Raw genomic sequence first — 24563 nt, 5'->3', positions numbered from 1 at the left:
GATCATGCTCTAGCGCGTTGCGTCCGCCAGCCAGCCGAACACCGAGAAAACCAAGGGCTTTCGCTCCAGATTGTAGGTTTCGGTGTCGCGCGCGGCGCGGACGATCTTTTCCCATACCTCAGCTAGGCGCGCAAGGCGCGGCAGGTTCTGGTTGGCATTGGCATCGTCCGCATGCAGACGCTCCGCGATCCAGCGGTCGATGCCGTCGATGAAGGCCGCGAGCGCGACGCGGTCGCTGGTCCCAAGCGAATCGCCGAGCGTGTGCAATTCGCGCGAATCGACCTGCGGCAAACGCGCCAGCAGCGCCGCCGTGCGCTGCTGGAGTTTCAGGGCGTCACCCCCAAGCAACGTCAGGGCGCGTGCAACGCTGCCTTCGGAAGCCTCTGCGGCCTCGCGCAGCGCCAGATCAGTCGGAGCAAGGTCAGCGGCTGCGGCCGCTGCGCCGATCACCTCGTCCGTTCCGAGCGGCCGCAGGCGCAGTTTCCGGCAGCGCGACTGGATCGTGGCGAGCACGCGCGCGGGCGCATGGCTCACCAGCAGGAACAGCGATTGCTGCGGCGGTTCCTCCAGGATCTTCAGCAGTGCGTTGGCCGCATTCGGATTGAGCTCGTCGACGGTGTCAACGATGCAGACCCGCCAGCCTTCCACCGCAGCGGTCGAACCGAAGAAGCCGATTGTCTCGCGCGTCTCATCCACGGTGATGACCGTGCGCATCACACCGCGGTCGTTGGCGGTGCGCTCCAGCGTCAGCAGCCCGCCATGCGAGCCGGCCGCGACCTGGCGTGCCACGGCGTCGTCAGGATCGATCGCGAGGTTTTCGGCACGTTGCACGGAAGATGAAAGCGGCTGGCCATGGGCGAGCACGAAGCGCGCCATACGATAGGCCAGCGTCGCCTTGCCGATGCCCTGCGGTCCCCCGATCAGCCAGGCGTGCGGAATCCGCCCGCTGCGATAGGCCGTCAGCAGCGCCGTCTCGGCCTCGCGATGGCCGAACAGAATGCTCGTCTCGCGTGGATGCGGAATGGCGGTCTCACGCTCGGCCTGACGCGGGCTCATGCTGAGATCACCGACGCTGTCGCGGGAAGGAGACGCTCGCGCAGCGCAGTCCACACGCGGTCTGCGACCGTATCAGGATCGGAATTGGCGTCGATCAGCACGCAGCGCTTGGGCTCTTCCGCCGCGATCTTGCGATAGGCCTCGCGCAGGCCATGATGAAAGCTGAGCTGCTCGCTCTCGAACCGGTCGGGCGCGCCAGTGCCGCGGCGTACGGCAGCACGCTGCAATCCGATCTCGACCGGCAGGTCGAGGATGATGGTCAGATCCGGCTTGAGATCGCCAATCGTAACCCGCTGCATCGCGTTGATCAGCCCGATCGGGACACTGCCGAGGCTGCCCTGATAGGCCCGCGTCGAGTCCGCAAAGCGGTCGCAGAGGACCCACGCGCCCTGGTTCAGCGCGGGCTGGATCACGGTGCGGACATGATCGTCGCGCGCGGCGGCAAACAGCAGCGTCTCGGCTTCGGGCCCGAGCAGCTTGCCCATGCCCGACAGCACCAGATGGCGCATGATCTCGGCGCCCGGCGATCCCCCCGGCTCACGCGTGACGAGGATGCGCATCCGTGCCGCCTTGAGGCGGTCGGCAAGCTTCTTGATCTGGGTCGACTTGCCCGTCCCCTCGCCGCCTTCAAAGGTGATGAAGCGTCCGCGTCCGGACGGTCGCTGTACCGCGTTCTTACTCATGATCAGAGCTTCTCGGCGCCCGCGCGGAACATGCCGATCACGAGCTCGCTGGCACCGTCGATCGCACGCCGCATGGTCGAGCCGGTGCCGATCGCTTCACCTGCATAGACCGGCGTCTCCACCGCGATGTTGCCGCCGCGCCAGACCTTGACCACGCCGACCTGCTGACCGGCCTCGACCGGCGCCCGCACGGGACCCTTATACACGACGCGCGCGATCAGCTTGTCGCTGCCGTTCTTGTGCACCATCACCTTCACGGGCGTCTTGGCGACGAGCTTCACCGAGCGGCTCTCGCCGCCAAACACCTTTGCGTACCCGACCGGCTGGTCGGCTGCGATCAGGGTCCGGGTCTCGAAGTTGCGAAAGCCCCATTCCAGCATCTTCTTGGCTTCGGTGGCGCGATCCTCGGGGTCGTCCAGCCCGTTGACGACGACAATCAGCCGCGTGCCGTTCTGCACCGCAGAGCCGACCATGCCGTAGCCGCCTTCCTTGGTGTAGCCGGTCTTGAGGCCGTCAGCGCCTTCCATCGAATTGAGCAGCGGATTGCGGTTGGGCTGGCGGATCTTGTTCCAGGTGTACTCCTTCTCGCCGAACAGCTTGTAGAACTCCGGAAAGTCCAGGACGATGTGCCGGGCGAGGATGCCGAGCTCCCGCACCGTCATCTTGTTGCCGGGGTCGGGCAGACCGTTGGAATTGGCGAAGGTCGATTTGGTGAGCCCGAGCTCGCGGGCCCGCTTGGTCATGAAGTCGGCGGCGAAGATCCGCTCGTTGCCCGCCATGGCTTCGGCGAGCGCGATGCAGGCGTCGTTGCCGCTCTGGATGATCGCGCCATGCAGGAGATCGTCGACCGAGACCTTGCTGTTGATGGCGGCGAACATCGTCGATCCGCCGGAGGGCGCGCCGCCCCTGCGCCAGGCGTTCTCGCTGATCCGGTACTCGTCGGTGAGCTTGATGTCGCCTTTCTTGATGGCGTTGAACACGACCTCGGCCGTCATCAGCTTCATCATGCTGGACGGCGCGCGCAGCTCGTCGGCATTCTTCTCGAACAGCACGCTGCCGCTGGAAGCCTCGATCAGGATCGCGGTGGGCGCATCGCCGTCGAAACCGGCGTCTTCCGTCTTCTTGGCGCCCTGGACGCTCTGGTTGGCCGCATAGAGAGCCCCGCCCCAGCCGATCCCCGCCACCAGAACGGCAGCGATCAACCCGCGCGCCATCGCTCCGGCGGTGAACCGGGTGCGGCAGAGCGAAAAAAGACGAAATGCCATGGCGAAGCCCTGAGAGCGGCGTTCTAACAGCTGGAACCGGTGCGAACAACACGAGGCTGGCGTCGGCGCCAGAGTTTGCATGATTCTCGTCACGCCCCTATCGTGACACCTTATATTTAGCGACCAAACCCCTGAAACAAGGCGGAAAAGCGATGTCTTCCACCCGCATGATCAAGGCCAACGGGATCGACCTGTACATCCGCGAAGCCGGCCAGGGTCCGCTGGTCGTGCTCTGCCACGGCTGGCCGGAACTGTCCTACTCCTGGCGCCACCAGATCCCGGCGCTGGCCGCCGCCGGCTTTCACGTCGTCGCTCCCGACATGCGCGGCTACGGCCAGAGCGCCGCGCCGGCCGATGTGAACGCCTACTCGATCTTCGACACCGTCGGCGACGTCGTCGGCCTCGTGCAGGCGCTCGGCGAAACCAAGGCCATGGTGGTTGGCCACGATTGGGGTGCGCCGGTGGCCTGGCACGCGGCCCTGTTCCGACCCGACATCTTCACGGCGGTGGCGGGCCTGAGCGTGCCGCCGCCATTCCGCGGCCGTGGCAAGCCGCTCGACCTGCTGCGCGAGGGCGGAGTGACCAACTTCTACTGGCAATATTTCCAGGCGCCGGGCGTCGCCGAGGCCGAGCTCGAGCGCGACGTTGCCCGCACCATGCGCATCGTGCTCGGCGGACGCGGCCTCGCCGATCCCACCGCCGCCATGTTCGTGCAGGAGGGAAAGGGCTTTCTGGGCCACGCGACCACCGGAGAGCCGCTGCCCGCCTGGCTCAGCGAAGCTGACCTCGCCTATTTCACCGAGGCCTTCCGCAAGTCCGGCTTCCGCGGCGGGCTGAACTGGTACCGCAACCTCGATCGCAACTGGGAGCTGACGGCGCCCTGGCAGGATGCGCAGATCCACCAGCCGTCCCTCTTCATTGCCGGTTCGAAAGACGCCGTCATCACGGGGCTGATCGGGGCCAAGCGCGTCAACGAGCTCGAGCGCGTGCTACCCAATCTCAAGCGGAAGCTGATCATCGAGGGCGCCGGCCATTGGGTGCAGCAGGAGCGGCCCGAGGAAGTGAATGCGGCGCTGGTGTCGTTCTTGAAGGAGCGCGCGGCCTAGTACAGGCCGCGGCCGCTGAGGATGCTGCGGGCTTCGGCGGCGCCGTCCGAGGTATAGGCGGCGGACGGAGCGCTCTCGGTGGTGTAGCGGCCGTCCTCGTCATAGGACACGGCGCGCGCGTTCTGGAGCGCCCGGCCCCGGCTGCGGCTCGAGGCCGACATTTCCGAGGTCGCATTGAGCGAGGCCATGTCGGCCGAGGAGTTGCCGAGATTGTAGGGCCGCCCCTCCGGCATCGGAACCTCGCCGCGAATGGCGCCGCGGGTCGATGACGGCAGCTCGGGCACGAAGGGCCTCGCCGAGGCGACCCGGACCATCGAGGGCGACGGCGCCGGGATCCCGGTGCGCAGGGTGGCGATCAGCTGGCGGTCGTCGGAGCCCTCGAGGGGCGCCCGGCCGACATATTCGACACGGACCCTGGCGACACCATTGCCTTTGAATTCAAGCAGTTCGGCGGCTTTGTTCGAGACGTCGATGAGTCGGTTGCCGTGGTAGGGCCCGCGGTCATTGACGCGGACGATCAGCGACTTGCCGTTCGAGACATTGGTCACCCGCGCGTAGGACGGCATCGGCAGGGTCGGATGCGCCGCGGTCAACGAGCCCATGTCGAACACTTCGCCGTTGGCGGTGAGACGGCCGTGGAAATCATCGCCGTACCAGGACGCCATGCCCTCGGCGCGGTAGTTGACGTCCTCCTCCGGCACGTAGGTCCTGCCGGCGACCACATAGGGCTTGCCGACGCGGTAGGTGCCGCCGCCCTTCGGGACCGGATCGCCCCAGGCCACGACCCGGGGGCTCGAGGACACGCCGTATTTCGGATCGACGCGGCTGGCGAATTTGCCCGACGAAGCGCAATTGGCGAGCGCGAGGCAGGTCGCGGCCGCCGCAACACCACGCGCGGCCCGCAAAACCGAATCTGAACGTCGGATCCCCATTCGCCCCAAATACCATTTCGCCGGAGGCGTACCCCACCCGCTTTGGTGACGGGCGCGCGCTGTCCGGTCCTTTGCCCCAAAGCGGCCCACCACCGCTTTGGATGTGGTAACGATAACGCAACCCGAACACGGCGGAAATGGGGAGCCCGCGGCGATCACGCCGGGATGGTAAACGGGCCGTTCGCTTCCCCCGCTGATCTACGGAGCGCAGGCGCCCTGCTCTGTGCCACTTCCGGACATTCTGTTGCGCCAAATCCTCACTCCACCCCCATTGTCACGCCGCTCACTGGAATTCTTTTGACTGTGCAAGGCCGCACGCGTTCTCTCGCATGCAAGGGCGGGATTTGGAATTTAACGATGATCGAGACGGTTTCGGCACTGATGGGTCTGGTAAGCGCGGGGATCTTCCTGGCCCATGCGTTCGAAGGTTACCGGACGAGGGCCTGAAGGCACTCGCACGGGCGGCAAGCATCACCTCTTTCAAGGCGGCACGTTCGGACGTTTTGATCAATCCGATCGAGCATCGAAGACGAGAGCGGCAGGTGTCCCATGCGCAACCATGACCTCGTATCCGATGGCTTCCTGGCATTGACCGCAGGCGGTCTGGTGCTGTTGTGCTCGAGCCTGGTGGCACTGGCCTTCGGCTGAGCACCACCACACGCCTTTCCTTATCTCTAACCACAACTACACCGCGACGCAGCATGCCGTCCGTTCTGGATTGCCCGGCTCTCTTTTAGTTGATTGAATTTCTGCATTCGGCGCCTCGACGTATTTCAAGAGGCCATCACCAACGAAGGTGACGCAAATGCTTGCCGAGAAATTTTTTCTGGTTCTGGAATCGCTGATCCGCGGCGACCGCGCCTATCCCGACGGAAGCCCCCGCATCATCAGCACCGCCCCACACGTGCCGGTGAAGCTGCCGGGTCAGAAATAACCGGCGTCCTGGAGCGCCAGTCACGCGCTCAGCGCAGGCCGAGCAGCGACCGGCGATAGAGGTTCTCGCGGGCTTCGCTGAGGCAGACGAAGCTGCCGTCAAAACCCTGGCCGTAGCGTTTCTGACCCCTGGCGTAATAGACGCCCTTCCTGAAATCCAGCCAGACCACCTGATCATGCGGACAATGGCGCTGCGCCTGCGCCTCGTAGCGAAACGGCGTCAGCGGCGTCGCCGACACCTCGCCGATGCCGGCGCCAAGCATGATCGCCACAACAAGCGCGGTTCTCCCAAGCCCGCCGTCAAAGCCGTTCCGCACCTCGCTCCTCCTGATCCGGGCCGTCGCAGGACGGCCGCGTCCACGCTAGCACGAAACCGCGCGATCGCCGGAAGCCTCGTCAAGCGCACCGCACGTCTTCCGCCGGCCATCTTGTCGGGGTACAGAAAAGCGAGATCGTCTCTGCTCGCGAGGATGCTGCCTGAATGTCGGTTGTGTCTGAGACCAGGACCGAACCGATCGCGCTGCTGCGCACCTTCATCGTCTCGGCGCACGGAATTGCCTACGTCGACAAGCTCAGCGATTCCGGAATGCGCAGACACGCCGAGTGAGGCGTTCGATCTCGCGATACACAAACCGGAGTCCCCATGCCCGCTGACGACATCTCCTTCAGGCCGGCGTGCCCGGACGATGCGGAGACCGTGTTCAAGATCACCAAGGCCTCGATCGCGGGTCTTTCGCGCGGATGCTATTCACCGGCCCAGATCGAGAACTGGATGGGCGAACGGACGCCCCGGTTCTACGAAGCGCTGATCGCCAAGGGGGGAATGACCGTCTGCCTTCGCAACGACATCGTCATCGGCTTCGTCGATGCCGAGCCCGGCGAGGTCACCCGATTGTTCGTGCTGCCCGGAGCTGCCGGCTCCGGTGTCGGGCGACGGCTGCTCGACATCGGCGTGGCCGAGGCGCGGCGTGGCCATAGCGGGCCGATCCGCCTTGAAGCCACGATCAATGCCGAAGCCTTCTACCGACGCTACGGTTTCAGAAGCACGGGTCGAGGACAGTTCTCTCACGGCCTCGGCGGCGAGCCCATCGAGATCATCCATATGGAGCTGTGAGCACCAGGCCGCGCGGTGCTCACTCCTTTTTTGCTTCCAGTTGCTGCATGGCCTGATGCAGGCATTCCTGGAGCTTCTGGGCGACCTGCTCGCGCGCCACTCCCTTGCCGCGGAGATCGCCCGACACCTGGTCCAGGACTTCGTCGATCGTCCGGCTCTCCAGATGCTCCGTCACCAGCGCCGCCGCGTAGCTGGCCGCAGCATCGCCGCTGAGGCCGAGCTGGCTGGCGGCCCAGAGTCCGAGCAGCTTGTTGGACCGGGCCGTCACCTTGAACATGAGCTCCTCGTCGTGGGCGAATTTGGCCTCGAAGCCCTGCTCGCGCTTGTCGAACGTGGTCATGGTCAGCTCCATTGCGTTGTCACTGAACGGGTTCGGATTGGCTGGAGGCGAACGTCTCCGTATTTCACGTCAGTTGAGGATCATTTGAAGCTTCCGGCGGAAGGCAAACGCCGTCAAGCCTGCCGCTTGCGCCAGGCTTGGGCTGTCCACCGCAGCCGCCAGCTTCGTGCCAGCCAGATCTGTTACCGGAGGATGTTTACCGTTTGTTAAGCAGACTCAGCGCCGCATGGATGCGGGACATCGAGAGCTGACGCATGAACAGAGATCTGCGCGAGTTTCGACGGCTTGAACGCCTCTGCCTGGAGCAGGCCGCCCTTTCCACCATGGACCTGGCACGAAGCGGGTTGCTCAAGGTCGCCAACGATTGCCGCATCGCGGCCGAAGCCATCGAGGCACAATCACCGCGCGGGGCATTCGCAGAAGCCGTCCAGGCGCTCAAGCTGGCCTTGAGCGCGAAGAGCATGTCCAAGAAGCGGCACTAGCCGCCGGGCCGTTGATCCTGGCAAAATTGGCGGGCTGCGACCGGACGCCGTCAGCCCTTCGCGGCTGCAGCTTCACGCGCGAGCCGCTCGGCCTTCAGCCGGTCCTTGTTGGCGTAAAACGCCTTCTGCGCCGCTTCGTGATCGCGCATGGCCTTTTCGGCCTCGATCCGGCGAGCCGCATCGCGCGCCTGGCGCTGTTCGGGGGTCAGGGGTTTGCGTCGGAAGGAAAGGTCTTCAGTCATGGCGAGACAACGCGGAGGTGAGGCAAGAGTTCCATGTGCCGGATCCCGCGTGCGGCGCAACGCAAGCCGAAATGCCCGCTTGTTCAGGCTCTTACCGGCAGAATCTCCCGCTCGGACCGGTCGCCCGCCCGAAGCGGAGATCGGGGCCTTCCGCCCCTGCCTGAGGCCCACTCAAACAAGATGTCGAAAAACAACCCCATGCACAGTAGCTAAGTCATGACGGTACAACGACTTTTTCTCGTGTTCCCGAAGGGATGCTTGACCCGTCGGGCAAAACAGTGGCATTTTGCCATTTTCGGAAAATCCGTCGCCGGAGCCGACTCCGTCCAAACCTGGGCTTACAGGGAAGCTGCCAGGGACGAGAGCCGATAACGGTTCGGTGAAGGAAACACCTTCCCTCTCCGCTCGAAGCATCCCGGAAACATAACGCTGCTACTTTTTCCCGGAATTTCAAGGGGAGACTGAAGATGATTGCTCTCAAGGTGATTGCGCTGACTCTCGGTGCTGGAATTGCTTTCTGGATGTATTCAGGCGACCTCGGCGCTGACGTCGCACTCGCCATCGTGGCCTTCTTTGCATGACGAGAAAGACCCGCTGGTCTGAGCCGGCGGGCCTTATGGGGACCTCATCCGGATCGCCGGCCCTATCGTCCGCCGGCACGATGTGAGCCACGACCAGCCGCAGATCTGGATGCGCGCGGCGAAGTTACCCAGCAAATCGAATTTCATTGGTGCGCGGTCTGCGCGCGGGATTTAGCCGGTGTCGTCGCGCGGGCGCCGTGCGGGCCTCAAACTTGTGCAACAGCTTCCTGTTTGGGCACGCGAAAATACATCGCGCAAACTATGCTGCGCCGGTGACCATTTAGCTGAGAGGATTGCAAGCCATGCGAATTGCTGCCGCACTATCGATCGTTTTCCTGAGCGCGTTCAACTTTCCGGCCCAAGCCCAAGACCTGCCAGAGCACACTGTCCTGGCCTTCAACCTGCCCAGCTGTCCGAAAGGATGGCAGGAGTACAGTCCCGCTGCCGGAGCGCTTGTTGCCGGCGTCGGCAACACGTTCCAGCCTGGCGCAAACGGCGTAAGTCCGAGCTTTACCGTCGCGGACGCTGGCGGCGCAGGATCTGCGCCAAAATCAAAGGTCGTGGGCCTTCTGTTCTGCGAGAGAAACAAGAACCGGCGATAGCAGCGAGACCAATTCCCGCAATTGGGAACATCGGTTCAAGACAATACTTGAAGTGGGCCGCCGGCTCTTCACCTCAATATCGCCGGCGGCCCGTCGCACCACTTCCAATTGCCCTGCCTCAACAGAAGCCATGGCGCGACTTGCGGAGAAAACCCGCATGCCGCCGACGGTTCCGCCACGAGGCATGCGGGTTTTGCCGGGCTACCATCGATAATTCCCATCTAGCCCGTGCCCCCTGTTCTGGAATCATGCGGGCGACCCGTTTTCAGCGATGGCAATTTTGATGACGCGAGTTGTCTTTGCTTGCCCGAAATGCGACGCGGCCTTCATGACCGATCAGATTTCCCGAGACGACCATGAGCCGCGCCAGTTTTGCTGCGCCTACTGCAAAACCATCGTCCATGAATGGCAGGACGAATTTGATTTCGTGAATTGGCGACCTGCATCGCAATCGGACTGACTTCCCGCGCAGTCCCAAACGGTCTCCATCATAAAAACGGCCTCACTTTCTCCGGGCAGAGAAAGCAAGGCCGCGCATTCCCAGATTTGCGGCCGATAGGGGCTTCCAAATGGACACCGGCCGCACGATGGAGCTTACCTGATTCCCGGCGAGGCGTTGCCGATTTTTCCCGGTCGCCTGCAGCAAGAACTGCGCTCCAGGCTTCCTTGTTTACGGACAGGCGCCGTGACCTATCAGGCCATCGCGCGTAACGATCATCCGCATCGTCAGGAACCTTACCCACGCATTCGAATTCACAGGCGATGAAGCGTCTGGTTTTCGGATTCGCGGCGCTTTGCGGCACGCTGCTTTTGGCGCTGGTCTGGCTGGGCCAGCACGAACGCCAAGCAGCCATTGAGCGATTGGAGAGGTACGAAATCTCGCCCCGCTAGGACGCAATCAGCGCCGCCCACGGTGTCGCAGCACTGTGACAGCCGTCACGGTCGCTGGTCTCCGCGATGCGCTATGGCTGGAGCCACAGACGCTATAGATCGGGAGACGATCCATGGGACGCGAACTCAGCACTTCGGAGCTCGAACTCGTCAGCGGTGGCGGCCTCAACTTCGGCCAGCTCTTTGTGCCGCAAATTCTGAAGACGGCGACCGTCAACCCGACGCCTCCGGGCCCGAGCGGCCCCTCCGATCCTTCGACAGGCGGCGGGCACAAGTCCGCTTCATTCGATCCGGTCGGCGTTCGCTTCTGACTTCGGGATGTTCGTCGAGGTCGACTTCGAGAACCATGTGGCGCTGGCCGCGTACGTGAAGGATGCAGGCCAGAGCACCATCGTGGGTGGCGCGTCTTCGACAGGGCTGGATCCAAACCGGTCAAGCGCGGCGATCCATCGGCGATTCATCCGGCACTGCAGCCGACCTCAATCCCGCGGCTGAATGCGGCACGTCTGTCGATCCGCTCGCCAAACGCCAGGGAATGACAACAGGCCCAAGCGCAGCAAGGACGCCGAGGCACCTCGAGAGCCGCCTTCGCCGTGCTTGCGGCGGGCTTTCTCAAGCCGTAAGAGACGTCTATCCGTGACATGTCCCGGAACCCGGGACTGTTCGCATCGCGCTCGACGGGGTCAGCCGCTAAGTGGTTGAAACTATTGCGCTGGAAGGGTGGCCGAGTGGTTTAAGGCACCGGTCTTGAAAACCGGCGTGCCCGCAAGGGTACCGTGGGTTCGAATCCCACCCCTTCCGCCAGTCAAGGCCAAAAAGCCAATAATTTCAATATTCTTCGGTTTTGACTGACCAATAGCGACTAACCACCTCTGCGAATAAGCTCGGATCAGCAAAGCGCGCCTTATGTGTTAGCGTCCAGCGTGGCCAATTTGGGGTTCGCAGTGGATAGGGTTTTTCGTTAGTTCGACATTCGAAGACTTACAGGAACAGCGGCGCCTTGTGAGCACCAGCTTGGCAAAGTTTGGTTATTTGCCAGCCGGCATGGAACTCTTCCCAGCGAGCGACCAAGACCAATTCGAGTACATCAAGCGGGTCATCGATCGCAGCGACTACTATGTGGTGATCACGGCCGGCCGATACGGATCGGTAGCAAGCGACGGCTTGAGTTTCACGGAGAAGGAATGCGATTACGCGATGTCGCAGGGTATCCCGGTTCTCGCATTCCTTCACAAGGAACCGGGCTCGTTGCCAGCAAATAGATGCGAGAAGGACGAAGCTGGGCGCACAAGTCTGATTTAACGCAAAGCCAAAAACCGGTCGGATGGTCGATTTCTGGAGCAACCAAGACGAACTTTGCACAAAAATCGTCACGGCAGTTGCGCATCAAACCAATCTGAAGCCAGGACTTGGATGGGTGCGCGGCGACAACGCTATTGATCCGAAACTACTGCAGGAATTAGAAAGGCTGAGGATTGCGAATGCCGATCTGAAGGCCACCCTAGCAAAAGCAAATGATTCTGTAGCGGTCACCTTCGATCCGGCTCTCAAGGGACCTGAAACAGGGCTTACCCTCAGGCTCAAGGAAGTGACGCACCACTCAAGCCAGCCGAACACCAACGAAGATTATACCGTAGAGACTACGTTCAAGGATATCTTCTTGGCCATCTACGACGAGATCGTCAAAGAGCTGGGTGAAAGCCAGATTTCTAACGCAATTGCCTCCAACGTCGGTAGACCGATCGGAAGCAAACCACTCCGGCAGAGCTATTGCAATCGCGATGACTATGTGATGGTCCGAAGGCAATTCGAAGCCCTCGGCCTTATCGAATTGATAGGCTAGTATGGCTGATCACCGATAAGGGCCGGAAGTATTTTGCCTCTCACTCGGCGCTCAAGACGATGACGTCATAAGAACATAAGAACGCAGCTACCATCTGAAGCTTTCACGGCGGAACGCCGCATCACAATGATTGCCTACCGGAAAATTGGTTAGTCGTTTTGGTGAGCAAAATTTTCTCGCAAAAATCACCGCAAGATACTTCAATCATTTAAGCCGCGAACACGGCGGATGATGTTTCCGCCTAGCCGACCTTAGCGGATTGAGCCTAATGTCCGCTCTTCAGTGTTGAACCGAACTTCGCCGAGCAAGCTGCCGAGGTCGGCGCGTGACCCAAAGCCGACGTAGGGCAGTAAAGCACTGAAGTCGGCCCGAAGCGCTCATCACCCTTCCGCCACGCCAGCGAGGCGCCAGCCTTCACACAAGCGCTGCAGCCCTTCAAGGTAAATTGGATTGTCGCTTTGTTGAGCTGCGAGCAAGCGACGAATGGTGAAACCTGAGTTGAGCGCAAGTCCCGTTCTCGCAGCAGTTCGCGCCTCATCGAGCGCGCCGGTCAAGGCCAAGGCAGCGGCGAGCGATATATGAGCGAGATGAAAGTTACGGTTCGCCTCGGTGCTTTGTCGCAGCCAACTGACGGCTTCGACGTCTGAACCAAGCAGCAGCTTGGCCACGCCCGCAAAACACGCCCACTGGTAGGCGAAAACGTCGCGAGGAGAGAGCCGTAAAGCTTCGAGTATATGACCTTCGGTCTCGGTAGCCCGACCTATGTAGGATTTGGCGAAACCAAGGGCAGCATGAGCGTTGGCCAAATTCGGAGCCAGCGCCAACGCATGTTCGAACTCACGGATGCCTTGGGCGGCCCGGTTCGTAAAGGTCTGGACCCAACCCCGAGCCATGTGGGCTGAGGCACTATTCGGCCTAATCGACAATACCTTGTTCACCATCGCCTCGGCCGCCGCAAGCCGCGCGGGCCCATCATCCGTCGTAAAACTACCTCCAACTACCGTATCAACATTTGCCAGACCAATCATTGCTTCGACGTTGCCGGGATCGAACTCCAGCGAGCGTTCGAAGAAGCCCCGCGCTTGCGTCACGCATTCAAGGCTAATCCCCTTCATCAACCAGGCCCGGCCCTGGAAGCACAAGTCCATCGCATCGGGATGCAGCGTACGCTCGGCTCGTCGCGCCTCAGCCTCGATGAGTTGGGCACCTAATGTACCGGCGAGCCTCGACACGATTTCGTCCTGCATATCGAACAGGTCGACGACAGGCTTCTCGAAGCGCTCGGCCCAAAGATGCTGGCCGCTCCTGGCATCGATCAGCTGAACATTCATCCGAAGTCGCTTGCCGCTGCGTTGCACTGAGCCTTCGAGCACGTAGCAAACATTCAATTCGCGACCAACTTGGCGCGCATCGGTAGCTCTGCCCTTGTATGAGACGGCGCTGTTCGATCCCATTACAAATGAACCACCGATGCGCGACAGATCCGTGGTCAGACTCTCGGTTATGCCGTCCGCGAAATAGTCCTGCTCACGATCACCGCTTAGATTGACGAACGGCAGTACAACAATGGAAAGACGAGGCGGCGACAGCGGCTCTGGCTTCGCGCTCTCAACCTGTGTCGTCGAACTAGGTCTTGCCCGGACAACTGCATAGACCCGGACCGCGCTGTGGATGTTCTTGAGATTTTGCTCGCCTAAATCAATGAACTCAACGCTGACCTTTCCCCGTACATGGTCGTATGCGGAAGACGTGATGCAGATGCCGCCGGGCTCTGCGATACTCTCGAGCCGCGCCGCAATGTTTACGCCGTCGCCGAAAATGTCATGCGGCTCGACAATCACGTCGCCAACATTGATGCCGATACGAAAAGCAATACGCCTGTCTTCCGCCTCTGCGTTTGTAAGCTCGTTGACGCGGGTCTGGAGCTGTACGGCAGCCCGAACCGCCTCGACCGCGCTTGGAAATTCTGCCAAGAACCCGTCGCCAGTATTTTTAACAATGCGACCGCCGTGCTCAGTGACCGCGGGCATGATCCCGTCCGAGAGGAGCGCTGTCAGCTTGGTATGCGTGGCCTCTTCGTCTTGGTGCATAAGCCGTGAATAGCCAGCGACGTCGGCGGCCAATATCGCCGACAATCTGCGCTCGATCCGGGCTGGGCGCTCCTGAACCATGGCACTGGTCCTCGTAAGGCCGAGTTATACGACAGACCTGCTTGGATGCCTACTTGGCTGATGTCTCTTTTTGGCCCTTCGCGATGGTCGGGACGCCTGTCTCGATGGTCGGCTATCAGAGGCGCACCGGAAAGGCGGCGTCACGAGTGAGATCGTCGTTCATGACCCGAAGCCGACCCCGTACTGCCGAAGGCGCGGTGCGGGCTCGAAAATAAATTCGTAGAGCATGTCGTTTTGGCGGCCCGCCGTTCGACTTGATGTCGGCGGAGCCACTTCGGTTGGGGCTGGAGCCGACAATTGACTGATTAGCTAACAGATCAATGATCTTACGGAGGTTGGCAATGACGATCTCGCATCGATTTATCGAGACAAATGGCATTCGAATGCACATGGCCGAAGCAGGGAGCGGCCCCACCGTGCTTCTCTGCCATGGCTTTCCGGAGTGCTGGTATTCGTGGCGGCACCAATTGGAAGCGCTCGCTGGCGCCGGATATCGCGCCATCGCGCCCGACATGCGTGGTTACGGGCAGACGGACAAACCGGATGCGATCGATCAATACACTCTGTTGCATTTGACGGGAGACATGGTCGGATTGCTCGACGCGATCGGCACGGATCAAGCAGTCGTTGTCGGGCATGACTTGGGAGCGCTGGTCGCTTGGCGCTGCGCTCTGTTCAGACCGGATCGATTTAGGGCTGTCGTTGGCCTGAGCGTGCCGTTTCAGGTGCGTGGTCCAAACCGACCAAGCGCCGTCATGCCGAGGACCGAAAAGCAGCGCTTCTATCAACTCTATTTCCAGACGCCGGGCGTTGCCGAGGCAGAACTCGAAAAAGACGTCCACAACGCAATCAGGACAACATTGTTTGCTCTATCCGGCGACGCGCCAGTTGAAGATCCTGCGTCGCTCGCGATGCTTCCTAATGAGGGGGGGTGGCTTGATGGGAAGCCTACAGCCCAATCATTGCCAACGTGGCTCACGGACAATGACATCGAGTTTTACGTCAGGGAATTCAAGCGCACCGGCTTTGGCGGAGGTTTGAACTGGTATCGCAACATTGATCGGAATTGGGAACTACTCGCACCATGGTCTGGCGCAAAGGTTCAGGTCCCGGCACTCTATGTCGTTGGCGATCGAGACGGGGTTTACAGATCGCCGAATTGGAACCATCTCATCCCTAGCCTCAAACAGTCGGTGCCCTTGCTTCGCGAGACGTTAGTCTTGAAAGGTTGCGGTCATTGGACCCAGCAAGAGCGCGCCAAAGACGTAAACAATTCGCTCCTGGAATTCCTGAAACAGAACTGATGCACTGAGTCAGCTCATGTGAAGGGTTTCGGATGCCGGCCGCATGAGGGACGGCGCCGCGAGCTCGGCGGCCGGCGTCCGAAAGCCTCCAAAGGAGGAAACCGCGCTGGGGGGACGTAGGACGGTGCCGCGTGCACGAGCCAAGTCGCGTCGACGGCGGAGACAACCTTCGGACGATCAGGAAGATCGTCTATGGGGATTTTAATGTTCAGCGGCACCCGTACTTTCAATGGCTTGGCCGTAGCAAAAATAACACACCCCACAATCTAGACGTGAGGTCATCGATATTCGAATCCCATGAGGCAGACTGACTCTAGCGAGATGGAAAGCTGCCGGAGCTATCTGAGCCGAAACCGTTTCGAGCTGCTCGTCAAGAGCATCACCGCATCAGTAACTCTGCTTACGTCGAGATCCTGGACCGGGCGCAATTGGCGCGACGGTGCGCACAATCACGATCGAGAATGTTGGGTTCGAGCCGGATCTTGTGCAATGGTTGGTGCTCCGCGACGAACTTCCAGATCAGCACGTCCTCGATCGTCGGATCATCACCCGCAACGGGCTAATTGCCCCGCTCGTCAGGATGAGTTGTCGCCCATTGCTTCGCTGTGTCGCCAGCCCCGGCGGCCTACCGCGCGAGCGGTTTAGTCCTTTGGCCCATCTGCGAACTTGCGCCGTGTTCGAAGGAGGTCCGCTCATCAAGCCAGAGCGGACCAGATTTGCTCAACCTGAGTTCTTCGCGGTTTGACCCGAAGCTGACGTTCCGCAGACACGAGCAACAGCCAAACAAGCGACCTGACGCGCGGCCCGCCTTGGACGCGCGGCGGAAGTGTACCTAGAATGTGTGCAGCGTGGAAAACAGCCGTCGCTAAGAATGAAGGACCGAACACAATCGGTGACAATCAACCTCTACGTGTTATGATTCGCTTGCTGATATAGCCCAAATCCTTTTCCAATGGATCGGTAGCCATGGATATAGCAGATTATCTGTATGTTGATCGTGGACGAATGGATTCGTATTTCGAGCAAGTTGCCGGGCCGGTGAAATACGACAAAGTGCCGATTTGGAAGGTTGCGCTCGGCTTGGGTGGGCCATCAGCCGAGAGCACACAGCAAAGAGTCGGTCGTCCGTTTACCGAACACGAAAAGCTGTCCAGGCTGGCAGCCGTACTTCCCAAAAGCGGCTCCGATGAAGCGCTTTTCAGATTGGTCAGCGCTTGGGGAGTTCGGGTGACGTTATCGGTCGAGAACGGTCCCATAAAGCAGATAGCTTTCTGGATGTGCCGAAAACGTGACTGAACGCCATACGCTCTTCTTGATTGAAGATAACAGATCGAAGGATGAGCCGGTTGGGATGGTCTACCGGGCTCAGCGCGTTCAGCGCAATCCTTGGCCAATATAACGGGTTGCCCCCCAACAAGACTCTGGTTGATGACGAAGTGATTAGTCGCGAAGTTTGCAATGCAATTTCTGCTTCAAGTCACGTGGGCATGGAGACTAAGTTGCATGAGCTGCTGCGATCATTCGGCATCCCGACCGCAGACAATCTAAAGCTAGGTCCATTTTCTAATGGTGACGGCTACAAGACCTTTCATGTCTGTTCTGGCGAATACTTCTACATTTTGTCTATGGCGCTGAATCACACAGCCAGTTCGTTCAAGCTGACCGTCCAAGAAGATAATGTGGAAAAATGCGCCGCCAACCCAATCTTGATCTTGCAGCAGGCAGGTTTCAACGCTGCTGCTGAGCGCAAGATCGATGCCTTGTACCGAGCGCGCCTGCGTGCTTTGGACGGCACGGTTGCTTATCCCATTTTCGTCGCTTCTCATCCGAGCCCATACTCATCCTTGGTAAATTGATCTGCGCACTGATGCTGGACAGCTTCTTTCGTCTCCCCGATATCACCAATGGGTTAGAGCAGCTCCGCCGAACCTAGCAAGCGGACACCACCGGGACCCTTCGGTTGCACCCGCACAGAGGAGAATCTAGGGCATTGCAAATCCGAGGTACGCCGGTTGCCCAATCGCGAGCGACCTGGGTTCGATGCCAAATGTTGAGTCCGGGCTAAGCGTAGCCTTGCTCGCCCGGCAACTTCGGCCCCAACTCCTCCTATCCCTGGGTTGGGGCCGTTTCCCCAAAACGCAGACAGCGCTGCAATGATTAGCGCGCAATGTGCTGAAGCGAACAGAAGTGCTGGGAGGCGCCGGGTAAGCTATCGATCGCTTGGCCTTCCCCAAGGGTCCAAGCAACCTCCTGCGGCCCCGGCTCTACCCCAAAAGCCCCCCACCCAGCCGGGGCCGCGTTGTGGCTATTGATAGCCCCCATGGCCGACCGCCCAAGGCAACGCGAAGCTGGCGGGCGCGCGGTGGCCGTCCCTCGTTTCCATGGAAATCGCTCTGTCAGGCGTGTGTCAGCCCGGTGTCCTAGCCTTGGCGGGACCGTCGACACCGCCCAGAGCGTTGCCGGTTGCGGGGCCCGGCTGGAGTTTCTGCTCCAGGTCCGGGCCCTGTTTGCTTGAGGCCAAAAGAAAACGCGGCGCCCCGAGGGAGCGCCGCGCGAAATTCGGCCGTTGCTGCGGTCGGCTCAGTAGCCGCAGGAGGCGCAGCCCATCTGCACCGGGGCGTAATAGGAATAGCCCGGCGAGACCATCTCGACGCGCTGGCGCGTGGCGTATTGCGGCGGGATGCGCTCGTACTGGACGCTCGGCGGCGCAACCATCACGGTCTGCGGCACCATCACGGTGCGGTACTGCGCCGGCGTGCGGTGCGCCACGACGGAGCCGGGAGATACCATCACGGTCTCGTCGACGGTGCGGTATTGCGGCGCGACGTATTGCTGCTGATAGCAGGTGGTGCACGGCGGCGGCGTATAGCAATTGTAGCAGCCGGCGGAAGCTGCGCCCGTCATGGACATCGCGGCGACGGCCGTGGAGAAAACAACAGCAAGAGTACGAGACATTATGGAGTGCCCCAGTTGCCCGAAATGGACTTGCGAAGGTCGCATCAGTATACGCTGCAAAATCCAGGGCTGCTGAAGTTCGTCGAGGCATCCTTAATGCGAACGGCCGGCTTTCGCCGGCCGTTCAGCACTTGTTGACCATCCGCGCGGCGCATCGCCTCGCTTACTTCGAGCGACGCTTCACTTCGCGCACGGCACCGCGCGCAGCGCTGGTGGTGAGTGCAGCGTAAGCCTGCAGCGCGGTCGAGACGTTGCGCTTGCGGCCCGTCGCCTGCCAGGCGGCATCGCCCTTCGCCTCTTCCGCTGCACGGCGGCTGGCGAGCTCCTCGTCGGAGACCTCCAGCGTGATGCTGCGGTTCGGAATGTCGATGGCGATGACGTCGCCAGTGCGCACCAGACCGATGTTGCCGCCTTCCGCCGCCTCCGGCGACAGATGGCCGATCGACAGGCCGGACGAGCCGCCCGAGAAGCGTCCGTCGGTGACGAGGGCGCAGGCTTTGCCGAGGCCCATCGATTTCAGGTAGCTGGTCGGATACAGCATCTCCTGCATGCCGGGGCCGCCCCGCGGGCCTTCATAGATGATGACCACGACCTCGCCGGCCACGACCTTGCCGCCCAGGATGCCTTCGACGGCGGCGTCCTGGCTTTCGAACACGCGCGCGGGCCCTGAGAATTTGAGGATCGAGGCGTCGACGCCGGCGGTCTTCACGATGCAGCCGTCCTGCGCGAGGTTGCCGTAGAGCACGGCGAGGCCGCCGTCCTTGCTGAAGGCGTGCGCGAGGTCGCGCACGACGCCCTTCTCGCGGTCGGCATCGAGCTCGTCGTAGCGGCGCTCCTGGCTGAACGCGACTTGCGTGGGGATGCCGCCGGGCGAGGCGCGATAGAAGGTGCGCACCGCCTCGCTCTTGGAGCGCTTGATGTCCCAGCGCTCCAGCGCCTCGCTCATGGTCGGCGCGTGCACGGTCGACACCGAGGTGTCGATCAGGCCGGCGCGGTCGAGCTCGCCAAGAATACCCATGATGCCGCCGGCGCGGTGCACGTCCTCGACATGGACGTCGGCGACCGACGGCGCGACCTTGCACAGCACGGGGACGCGGCGCGACAGCCGGTCGATATCCTTCATGGTGAACGCGACCTGCCCTTCATGGGCCGCGGCAAGCAGATGCAGCACGGTGTTGGTCGAGCCGCCCATCGCGATGTCCAGCGTCATCGCGTTCTCGAACGCCTTGAAGCTGGCGATGTTGCGCGGCAGGACCGAAGCATCGTCCTGCTCGTAATAGCGGCGCACGAGATCGACGATGGTGTGGCCGGCCTCGACGAACAGGCGCTTGCGGTCGGCGTGGGTTGCGACCACCGAGCCGTTGCCGGGCAGCGCCAGACCAAGCGCCTCGGTCAGGCAGTTCATGGAATTGGCGGTGAACATGCCCGAGCAGGAGCCGCAGGTCGGACACGCCGAGCGCTCGATCACCTTGACGTCGTCGTCGCTGACCTTGGAGTCGGCCGCGGCCACCATGGCGTCGATGAGGTCGACGGCCTTGGTCTTGCCCTGCAGCTTGACCTTGCCGGCCTCCATCGGCCCGCCCGAGATGAACACGGCGGGGATGTTGAGCCGGAGCGCGGCCATCAGCATGCCGGGCGTGATCTTGTCGCAGTTGGAGATGCAGACGAGGCCGTCGGCGCAATGGGCGTTGGCCATGTACTCGACGCTGTCGGCGATCAATTCGCGCGACGGCAGGCTGTAGAGCATGCCGTCATGGCCCATGGCGATGCCGTCGTCGACCGCGATGGTGTTGAATTCCTTGGCGACGCCGCCGGCCTGCTCGATCTCGCGGGCGACGAGCTGGCCGAGGTCCTTGAGGTGGACGTGGCCGGGCACGAACTGGGTGAAGGAGTTGACGACGGCGATGATCGGCTTGCCGAAATCTCCGTCCTTCATGCCCGTCGCGCGCCAGAGGCCGCGAGCGCCCGCCATGTTGCGGCCGTGGGTGGTGGTGCGGGAGCGATAGGCTGGCATGGCGGTTTCCGTCCTCGGGTTTGGGTGCCGGGGCGGGAAAATATGGAGCCGCCTCAGGCCTTTCCGGCCGGATAGCGCACGGGCCGCCGAGGTGCAACGGGAACTTGGGCCGGACAGGGCTCCCCTGCTCCCGGCGCGGGGTTTCGTCGCCTGTTTTACGTTTCCGTCATTCCGGGGCGATGCGCAGCATCGAACCCGGAATCCATCGGGCGGCAGTACCCGCGGGACAATGGATTCCGGGTTCGCGCCTTTCGGCGCGCCCCGGAATGACAGCGGAGGCCGTCGGGCTGTAGCCTCTATTGCAGCGTCGGATCGAGCCGGTCGCGCAGCCAGTCGCCGATGACTGACACCGCCAGCGTGGTCACGACGATGGTGGTCGCCGGTGCCAGCATGATCCAGGGCGCCCGGGTCAGGTACTCGCGGCCATAGCCGACCATGTTGCCGAGGCTGGTCATCGGCGGCTGCACGCCGAGGCCGAGGAAGGACAGGCCGGATTCCATCAGGATCACCTCGGGGAAGACCAGCGTGGTCGAGACGATCAGGGTTGAGGCGATGTTGGGCAGGATGTGCCGGAGGTAGATCCGCGACGGCGTCGCCCCCAACTGGCGGACGGCCGCGGCATAGCCTTGCGCATTGGCGGAGATGGCAAGGCCGCGCGCGATGCGGGCATAGCGCTCCCAGCCGAACAGGCCCATCAGGCCGATCAGGAGCGGCAGCGAATTGCCGAAGAAGGCGAGCACGGCCAGCGCCATGATCAGGAAGGGCATGCTGGCCTGGAAGTCGGTCAGCATCAGCACGAGCTGCTCGACGAACCCTCGGAAATGCGCGGCGAGGAAGCCGAGCGTGGTGCCGACGATGGCCGAGATCGCGGTGGCGCCGAAGGCGATCAGCAGCGAGATGCGGATCGAGACCAGGAGGCGCGACAGCACGTCACGGCCGAGCTCGTCGGTGCCGAGCCAGTGCGCGACATTGCCGGGCGCAGACAGCCGGTTGCGCAGGTCGAGCTGGGTGAAGCCGTAGGGCGCGATCTTCTCGGCAAAGGCCGCGATCACCAGCATCGCGACGATCCAGCAGACCGCGAGCGCGACCGAGACCGGGATCGCCGGCAGGCTGATGCGGCGGCGGACGGTGGTGTCCTTCAGCGTGGCGTCGGTCATGCATGGGCTCCTTTGGCGCGCAGGCGCGGATCGAGGAAGCCGTAGAGGAAATCGACAATCAGGTTGGACGTCACCATGGTCATCGCGACCAGCAACAGGATGCATTGCACGACGGCGAGGTCGCGATTGGCAACCGCAACGACGAGAAGCCGCCCTACTCCCGGCCAGGCAAACACGCTCTCGACCACGACCGCGCCCGCGATCAGCGTGCCCACCATGAAGCCGAGAATGGTCACGGTCGGGATCGCCGCGTTCGGCAGCGCGTGCGATGTCACCACCTTGCGCCACGGCACGCCTTTGGCGGATGCGGTGCGGATATAGGGTTGCCCCAGCACCTCCAGCATGGCGCTGCGGGTGAAGCGCGCCAGCACCGCCGCGCCGCCAAGGCTGAGCGTTGCAATGGGAAGGATCGCGTGGCGCCAGCTGTCCTGTCCGCCCGAGGGCAGCCAGCCGAGCTGCACGGCGAAGACCAGAACCAGGATCAGCGCGAGCACGAAACTCGGGACGGTGAAGCCGGCGACCGCCGTCATCATCACGGCGCGGTCGATCGACGAGCCCCGGTGCAATGCGGCGTAGATGCCGGCGGGAACGCCGAGCGCGACCTTGAAGAAGAAAGCCGGCAGCGTCAGCGCCAGCGTTGCAGGGATCCGCTCCAGCACGAGCTGAATCGCGGGCCGCCCGTCGCGCATGGAGCGGCCGAGCTCGCCTTGTGCGATAGCGCTGAAGTAATCGAGATACTGGAACCAGATGGGATCATCGAGGCCCCAGGCTTTGCGGAAGGCGGCAATAACTTCGGGCGGCGCTTCCGGTCCCAGGATCATCAGGGCGGGATCGCCTGACAGCCGCAGCACGACGAAGGCGAAGGTCACGACGAGCACGATCGTCAGCGCGGCGCGTCCGATCCGGATGGCGAAGTAGCGTCCCATCACGCCGCGTCCCGCGTTTCGGCGCCCGTGACGAGATGGCAGGCGACCTGCCTGTCACCGCCGACCGCCGAGAGCGCCGGCACCTCGCTGGCACAGCGCGCGATGGCGCGCGGGCAGCGCGGATGGAAGGCGCAGCCTTGGGGCCGCGCGGCCGGGTTCGGCGGATCGCCTGCGAGCACGATGCGGCCGGCGCTGCGGCGGCCGGGCGCGGGCGACGCCGAGACCAGCGCCTGCGTGTAGGGATGCTCCGGGCGCGCGAACAGATCGTCGGCGCTGCCGATCTCGACGATGCGGCCGAGATACATCACGGCGACGATCGTGCTGATCTGCCTGACGACGCGCAGATCGTGGCTGATGAACAGCAGCGTGAGCCCAAGCTGCGCCTGGAGGTCGCAAAGCAGGTTCACCACCTGCGCCTGGATCGAGACGTCGAGCGCGCTGACCGGCTCGTCGCAAACCAGGAAGTCCGGCTTCGTCGCCAGCGCCCGCGCCAGCACGATGCGCTGGCGCTGGCCGCCGGACAGTGCGCCCGGATAGCGCGCGCCGTGCGCGGGCGTCAGCTCGACCGCGCGCAGCAATTCGCGCACCCGCGCCTCGCGCTCGGCCGGCGTACCGAGGCCGTGGATGTCGAGCGGCTCGCGGATTTGCGTTGCGACCGGCAGGCGCCGGTCGAGCGCCCCCAGCGGGTCCTGAAAGATCATCTGCATCCGCGCACGCTGCGCGCGCCACGCGGCCGTCCCTGGCGCGGCCATCGGCTTGCCGTCGAACCGTACCGCGCCGCGGTCGGGCGGCTCGAGGCCGAGCACGATCCGGCCCGTCGTGGATTTGCCCGAACCGGACTCGCCGACGAGGCCCAGAGTCTCACCTTTGGCAATCGAGAGCGACACGCCGTCGACGGCATGCACGGCCGTAGCTCGCCCGAACATTCCGGAGCGCATGCTGTAGCTGCGGGAGATCGCGGAGACCTCGACGAGCGGCGCGCTCATTCGGCGGCCATCCCGAGCAGCGCGCGGCGCGACGCTTCGGCGCGGATGCAGGCAACCGTGCGATCGTTCGCGATCGGCGCCAGTCTCGGCGCGGCAAGGCCGCACGGCTCGGCTGCGAACGCGCAGCGCGGCGCGAAGGCACAGCCGCCGGGCATGTGCGCGGGATCAGGCACCGTCCCGGGAATGGCGGTGAGGCGACGGCGCGGTCCATCGAGCGGCGGCAGTGCGCCGATCAGGCCCTGGGCATAGGGGTGCACGGGATCGGCAAAGAGCTGGTTGCTGGGGGCCTGCTCGACGATGCGGCCGGCATACATCACCGCGACGCGGTCGCAGTTCTCGGCGACGACACCGAGATCGTGGCTGATCAGCACCATCGCCATGCTCATCTCGCGGCGGATGGCGGAAAGCAGCTCCAGGATCTGCGCCTGGATGGTTGCATCGAGCGCCGTGGTCGGCTCGTCGGCGATCAAGAGATCCGGATTTCCGGCGAGCGCCATCGCGATCATGATGCGCTGGACCTGGCCGCCGGAGAATTCGTGCGGATAGGCCGACAGCCGCCGCGCCGCATCGGGGATGCCGACGAGGTCGAGCAGCCGCTTCGCTTCGGCCTTCACGGCCTCGCCCTGGAGATCGCGATGCAGCGCCAGCGCTTCGCAGAGCTGCTTGCGGATGGTCAGCACCGGATTGAGCGCACTCGCCGGATCCTGGAAGATCATGGCGACCCGCCCGCCCCGGACCAGATCGAGCTCGGCGGCCGGCGCGCCCAGCAGTTCGCGCCCGTCGAGCCGCACCGAGCCCGAGACCTTCGCATGCCGCGGCAGCAGGCCAAGGGCAGCAAGCCACGTCACCGACTTGCCTGAGCCGGACTCGCCGACGAGGCCGACGGCCTCGCCCTTGCCGAGCGCAAGATCGACACCCCGCAGCACAGGCACGCCATTGAAGGCGACGTGCAGGCCTGCGATGCTGACCAGCGGCGACAC

At 62.9% G+C, this 24563-nt stretch carries 25 protein-coding genes, 1 tRNA gene and 1 pseudogene; 13 read left to right on the top strand and 14 right to left on the bottom strand.

What is annotated here, in order from left to right; all coding sequences use genetic code 11:
• Positions 1–9: 9 nt before the first annotated feature.
• Genes GGD63_RS01865 through GGD63_RS01855 form a run of 3 tightly spaced genes read right to left on the bottom strand, consistent with a single transcriptional unit; the run spans position 10 to position 3004 of the window.
• On the bottom strand, positions 10–1056 hold the full coding sequence (locus GGD63_RS01865) for a DNA polymerase III subunit delta' (protein ID WP_183239198.1): 1047 nt from the start codon (positions 1054–1056) through the stop codon (positions 10–12).
• Positions 1053–1739 carry a dTMP kinase gene (gene tmk, locus GGD63_RS01860; protein WP_183239197.1) on the bottom strand — a complete coding sequence of 229 codons (687 nt, stop codon included), beginning with the start codon at positions 1737–1739 and terminating at the stop codon, positions 1053–1055. Before tmk ends, GGD63_RS01865 begins: the two co-directional genes overlap by 4 nt.
• A gap of 2 nt (positions 1740–1741) precedes the next feature.
• Positions 1742–3004 (bottom strand): D-alanyl-D-alanine carboxypeptidase family protein, encoded by a 1263-nt coding sequence (locus tag GGD63_RS01855; protein ID WP_183239196.1) that lies wholly within the window; start codon positions 3002–3004, stop codon positions 1742–1744.
• Between the two features lie 152 nt (positions 3005–3156).
• Between GGD63_RS01855 and GGD63_RS01850 the strand changes: the two genes are divergently transcribed.
• Positions 3157–4110: an alpha/beta fold hydrolase gene (locus GGD63_RS01850; protein WP_183239195.1), complete on the top strand. Its 954-nt coding sequence runs from the start codon at positions 3157–3159 to the stop codon at positions 4108–4110.
• Here GGD63_RS01850 and GGD63_RS01845 read toward each other — a convergent pair.
• Complete coding sequence (locus GGD63_RS01845) at positions 4107–5042, bottom strand: septal ring lytic transglycosylase RlpA family protein (protein ID WP_183239194.1); 936 nt, start codon at positions 5040–5042, stop codon at positions 4107–4109. The two genes, GGD63_RS01850 and GGD63_RS01845, sit on opposite strands and share 4 nt — an antisense overlap.
• An 805-nt stretch (positions 5043–5847) precedes the next feature.
• Here GGD63_RS01845 and GGD63_RS40545 point away from each other — a divergent pair.
• Positions 5848–5976, top strand: a complete 129-nt coding sequence (locus GGD63_RS40545) for a hypothetical protein (RefSeq protein WP_283811913.1) — start codon at positions 5848–5850, stop codon at positions 5974–5976.
• 28 nt (positions 5977–6004) lie between these two features.
• On the opposite strand, the gene GGD63_RS01840 is transcribed toward GGD63_RS40545, so the two are convergent.
• Positions 6005–6238: a hypothetical protein gene (locus GGD63_RS01840; protein WP_183239675.1), complete on the bottom strand. Its 234-nt coding sequence runs from the start codon at positions 6236–6238 to the stop codon at positions 6005–6007.
• A gap of 266 nt (positions 6239–6504) precedes the next feature.
• Between GGD63_RS01840 and GGD63_RS40740 the strand changes: the two are divergent.
• Positions 6505–6582: pseudogene (locus tag GGD63_RS40740) on the top strand (TIGR00645 family protein); the annotation flags it as partial.
• A gap of 36 nt (positions 6583–6618) precedes the next feature.
• Complete coding sequence (locus GGD63_RS01830) at positions 6619–7089, top strand: GNAT family N-acetyltransferase (RefSeq protein ID WP_183239193.1); 471 nt, start codon at positions 6619–6621, stop codon at positions 7087–7089.
• A 19-nt stretch (positions 7090–7108) separates the two neighbouring features.
• Here GGD63_RS01830 and GGD63_RS01825 read toward each other — a convergent pair whose 3' ends face one another.
• Positions 7109–7429 (bottom strand): DUF1476 domain-containing protein, encoded by a 321-nt coding sequence (locus GGD63_RS01825; protein ID WP_183239192.1) that lies wholly within the window; start codon positions 7427–7429, stop codon positions 7109–7111.
• Between the two features lie 254 nt (positions 7430–7683).
• Here GGD63_RS01825 and GGD63_RS01820 point away from each other — a divergent pair, with 254 nt between their 5' ends.
• Positions 7684–7911 carry a hypothetical protein gene (locus GGD63_RS01820; RefSeq protein WP_183239191.1) on the top strand — a complete coding sequence of 76 codons (228 nt, stop codon included), beginning with the start codon at positions 7684–7686 and terminating at the stop codon, positions 7909–7911.
• Between the two features lie 50 nt (positions 7912–7961).
• On the opposite strand, the gene GGD63_RS01815 is transcribed toward GGD63_RS01820, so the two are convergent.
• Positions 7962–8153, bottom strand: a complete 192-nt coding sequence (locus GGD63_RS01815; protein WP_183239190.1) for a hypothetical protein — start codon at positions 8151–8153, stop codon at positions 7962–7964.
• Positions 8154–9036: 883 nt separating this feature from the next.
• Here GGD63_RS01815 and GGD63_RS01810 point away from each other — a divergent pair.
• The 5 genes from GGD63_RS01810 to GGD63_RS01790 all read left to right on the top strand — a co-directional run bounded on the left by GGD63_RS01810 (position 9037) and on the right by GGD63_RS01790 (position 12070).
• Positions 9037–9336: a hypothetical protein gene (locus GGD63_RS01810; RefSeq protein WP_183239189.1), complete on the top strand. Its 300-nt coding sequence runs from the start codon at positions 9037–9039 to the stop codon at positions 9334–9336.
• Between the two features lie 1004 nt (positions 9337–10340).
• A complete protein-coding gene (locus tag GGD63_RS01805) occupies positions 10341–10538 on the top strand; it encodes a hypothetical protein (protein WP_183239188.1) in 198 nt (65 codons plus the stop codon).
• Positions 10539–10941: 403 nt separating this feature from the next.
• Positions 10942–11031 (top strand) — tRNA-Ser (locus tag GGD63_RS01800).
• Positions 11032–11157: 126 nt separating this feature from the next.
• On the top strand, positions 11158–11529 hold the full coding sequence (locus tag GGD63_RS01795) for a DUF4062 domain-containing protein (protein ID WP_183239674.1): 372 nt from the start codon (positions 11158–11160) through the stop codon (positions 11527–11529).
• A 22-nt stretch (positions 11530–11551) separates the two neighbouring features.
• Entirely contained in the window at positions 11552–12070 is a 519-nt protein-coding gene (locus tag GGD63_RS01790) for a hypothetical protein (protein ID WP_183239187.1), read from the top strand.
• Between the two features lie 380 nt (positions 12071–12450).
• Here the strand turns inward: GGD63_RS01790 and GGD63_RS01785 are convergent, their stop codons facing one another.
• Positions 12451–14241 (bottom strand): adenylate/guanylate cyclase domain-containing protein, encoded by a 1791-nt coding sequence (locus tag GGD63_RS01785; protein ID WP_183239186.1) that lies wholly within the window; start codon positions 14239–14241, stop codon positions 12451–12453.
• A gap of 341 nt (positions 14242–14582) precedes the next feature.
• Between GGD63_RS01785 and GGD63_RS01780 the strand changes: the two genes are divergently transcribed.
• From GGD63_RS01780 to GGD63_RS01770, 3 genes are all read left to right on the top strand, one after another.
• The gene (locus GGD63_RS01780; protein ID WP_183239185.1) at positions 14583–15545 is read left to right on the top strand and encodes an alpha/beta fold hydrolase; all 963 of its coding nucleotides are present in this window, start codon (positions 14583–14585) and stop codon (positions 15543–15545) included.
• Positions 15546–16511: 966 nt separating this feature from the next.
• A complete protein-coding gene (locus tag GGD63_RS01775; RefSeq protein ID WP_183239184.1) occupies positions 16512–16841 on the top strand; it encodes a hypothetical protein in 330 nt (109 codons plus the stop codon).
• A 41-nt stretch (positions 16842–16882) separates the two neighbouring features.
• Complete coding sequence (locus tag GGD63_RS01770) at positions 16883–17401, top strand: hypothetical protein (RefSeq protein ID WP_183239183.1); 519 nt, start codon at positions 16883–16885, stop codon at positions 17399–17401.
• Between the two features lie 724 nt (positions 17402–18125).
• Here GGD63_RS01770 and GGD63_RS01765 read toward each other — a convergent pair.
• From GGD63_RS01765 to GGD63_RS01740, 6 genes are all read right to left on the bottom strand, one after another.
• Positions 18126–18449 (bottom strand): hypothetical protein, encoded by a 324-nt coding sequence (locus GGD63_RS01765; RefSeq protein ID WP_183239182.1) that lies wholly within the window; start codon positions 18447–18449, stop codon positions 18126–18128.
• A gap of 214 nt (positions 18450–18663) precedes the next feature.
• Positions 18664–20514, bottom strand: a complete 1851-nt coding sequence (gene ilvD, locus GGD63_RS01760; RefSeq protein ID WP_183239181.1) for a dihydroxy-acid dehydratase — start codon at positions 20512–20514, stop codon at positions 18664–18666.
• Positions 20515–20810: 296 nt separating this feature from the next.
• Positions 20811–21671 (bottom strand): ABC transporter permease, encoded by an 861-nt coding sequence (locus GGD63_RS01755; protein ID WP_183239180.1) that lies wholly within the window; start codon positions 21669–21671, stop codon positions 20811–20813.
• Entirely contained in the window at positions 21668–22597 is a 930-nt protein-coding gene (locus GGD63_RS01750; RefSeq protein WP_183239179.1) for an ABC transporter permease, read from the bottom strand. Before GGD63_RS01750 ends, GGD63_RS01755 begins: the two co-directional genes overlap by 4 nt.
• Positions 22597–23583, bottom strand: coding sequence for an ABC transporter ATP-binding protein (locus GGD63_RS01745; RefSeq protein WP_183239178.1), 987 nt, complete (start codon positions 23581–23583; stop codon positions 22597–22599). The genes GGD63_RS01750 and GGD63_RS01745 overlap by 1 nt, the downstream gene beginning before the upstream one ends.
• Positions 23580–24563 carry an ABC transporter ATP-binding protein gene (locus GGD63_RS01740; RefSeq protein WP_183239177.1) on the bottom strand — a complete coding sequence of 328 codons (984 nt, stop codon included), beginning with the start codon at positions 24561–24563 and terminating at the stop codon, positions 23580–23582. Before GGD63_RS01740 ends, GGD63_RS01745 begins: the two co-directional genes overlap by 4 nt.

Source organism: Bradyrhizobium sp. cir1 (genome assembly GCF_014198245.1).
Taxonomy (GTDB): domain Bacteria; phylum Pseudomonadota; class Alphaproteobacteria; order Rhizobiales; family Xanthobacteraceae; genus Bradyrhizobium.
This window is presented reverse-complemented; position numbering and strand designations above follow the sequence as displayed.